Source organism: Streptomyces sp. SID1328, from assembly GCF_009865595.1.
GTDB lineage: Bacteria > Actinomycetota > Actinomycetes > Streptomycetales > Streptomycetaceae > Streptomyces > Streptomyces griseoluteus.
This window is the reverse complement of record NZ_WWKH01000895.1, coordinates 1-1754: the sequence shown is the minus strand read 5'-3', so window position 1 is coordinate 1754 and position 1754 is coordinate 1. Positions and strand designations below refer to the sequence as shown.

Sequence of the window (1754 nt, the reverse complement as noted above, 5' to 3'; positions counted from 1 at the left end):
GGGGCCGACCTGGACCGGGGCGGCGTCGCCGGCGGCGACGTCACCGACCACGTCCAGGACCGCCGGGTACTCCTCGCTCGCCCCGGCCACGTCCGTGACCCGTACCGCGTAACCGTCCATGGAGCTGTTGTCGAAGGGCGGCAGGGACACCGGCACCATGACGTCGTCGACCAGCGCACAGCCCTGCGCGTCGGGGAGCTGGAGCTCGATGGGGTCGAGCGGGCGGACGGTGCTGAGAATGTCCTCCAGGTGCTCGTCCACCGACCACACGTGGTCCGGTCCGACGGGACGGTTCGCGGCGGTGCTCAACTTTCCTGCATCTCCTCGGCGACGAAACTGCGCAGCCAGGTCCTGAAGTCCGGGCCCAGGTCCTCACGTTCGCACGCGAGACGGACAATGGCACGCAGGTAGTCGGCACGGTCGCCGGTGTCATAGCGGCGGCCCTTGAAGACGACGCCGTGCACCGGACCGCCGACCTTCTCGTCCTCCGCGAGCTGCTGGAGGGCGTCGGTGAGCTGGATCTCGCCGCCCCGGCCGGGCTCGGTCTTGCGCAGTATGTCGAAGACGTGCGGGTCCAGGACGTAGCGGCCGATGATGGCGTAGTTGGACGGGGCGTCCGCCGGGTCGGGCTTCTCGACCAGGCCGGTCACCTTGACGACGTCGCCGTCCTCGGTGCTCTCCACGGCCGCACAGCCGTAGAGGTGGATCTGCTCGGGGGCGACCTCCATGAGGGCGATCACGCTGCCGCCGTGCTGTTCCTGCACCTCGATCATGCGCTGGAGCAGGGGGTCGCGGGGGTCGATCAGGTCGTCGCCGAGGAGAACCGCGAAGGGCTCGTTGCCGACGTGCGGGGCGGCGCACAGCACTGCGTGGCCGAGGCCGCGGGGGTCGCCCTGGCGGACGTAGTGCATGGTGGCCAGGTCGCTGGACTCCTGGACCTTGGCGAGGCGGTCGGCGTCGCCCTTCTTGCCGAGAGCGGACTCCAGCTCGTAGTTGCGGTCGAAGTGGTCCTCCAGCGGACGCTTGTTGCGTCCGGTGACCATGAGGACGTCCTCGAGGCCCGCCGTCACCGCCTCCTCGACCACGTACTGGATGGCCGGCTTGTCCACGACCGGCAACATCTCCTTGGGCGTCGCCTTGGTCGCGGGCAGAAAGCGGGTACCCAGCCCGGCCGCCGGAATGACAGCCTTGCTGATCCTCGGGTGCAACTCAGTCATGCGCGCCACTCTAACCGGTGCCCTTGGGGGGAAATCCCCTGCTCCGCTTAGGTGAGCGTGATAATCGCGGACCGAAATGGAGGCGGCCACAGGTGGAATCCGACGAACGTGCGAACGACCCCGCGAAGAGGGGTCTGCGGCGTGAACTCCTGGCGAATAGACGGGGGTTGAGCGCGGAAGAGCTTCTCGCCCATGAGCGCGCCCTCGCCGCGCACGCCCTCGCCCTGCCCGAACTCGCCGCCGCCCGCACGGTCGCCGCCTACGTCTCGGTCGGCACCGAGCCCGGTACGGCAGCGCTCCTGGAGGCACTGCGCGAGCGCGGCACCCGCGTGCTGCTCCCGGTACTGCTCCCCGACGACGACCTCGACTGGGGCCCGTACACCGGACCCGGCTCACTGGCGGTGGTCCGGTACGGCGGGCGGATGGAGCTGGCCGAGCCCGCCGGGCCGCGCCTCGGACCCGACGCGGTGACGGAGGCGGACGTGGTGCTGCTGCCGGGCCTCGCGGTGGACGGGCGCGGGATGCGGCTGGGGCGGG

Annotated in this window: 2 protein-coding genes and 1 pseudogene; 1 reads left to right on the top strand and 2 read right to left on the bottom strand. The window is 70.6% G+C overall.

The annotated features are described in order from the left end of the window. Both GT030_RS28755 and galU read right to left on the bottom strand, forming a co-directional pair. A pseudogene (locus GT030_RS28755) lies at positions 1–309 on the bottom strand (molybdopterin molybdenumtransferase MoeA); the annotation flags it as partial. Continuing rightward, positions 306–1217, bottom strand: a complete 912-nt coding sequence (gene galU / locus GT030_RS28750) for a UTP--glucose-1-phosphate uridylyltransferase GalU (RefSeq protein WP_161203585.1) — start codon at positions 1215–1217, stop codon at positions 306–308. The gene galU and the pseudogene GT030_RS28755, both read right to left, overlap by 4 nt. Before the next feature lie 92 nt (positions 1218–1309). Between galU and GT030_RS28745 the strand changes: the two genes are divergently transcribed. Further along, positions 1310–1754 (top strand): 5-formyltetrahydrofolate cyclo-ligase (locus GT030_RS28745; protein WP_161203584.1); only part of this gene is annotated, 445 nt, incomplete at its 3' end.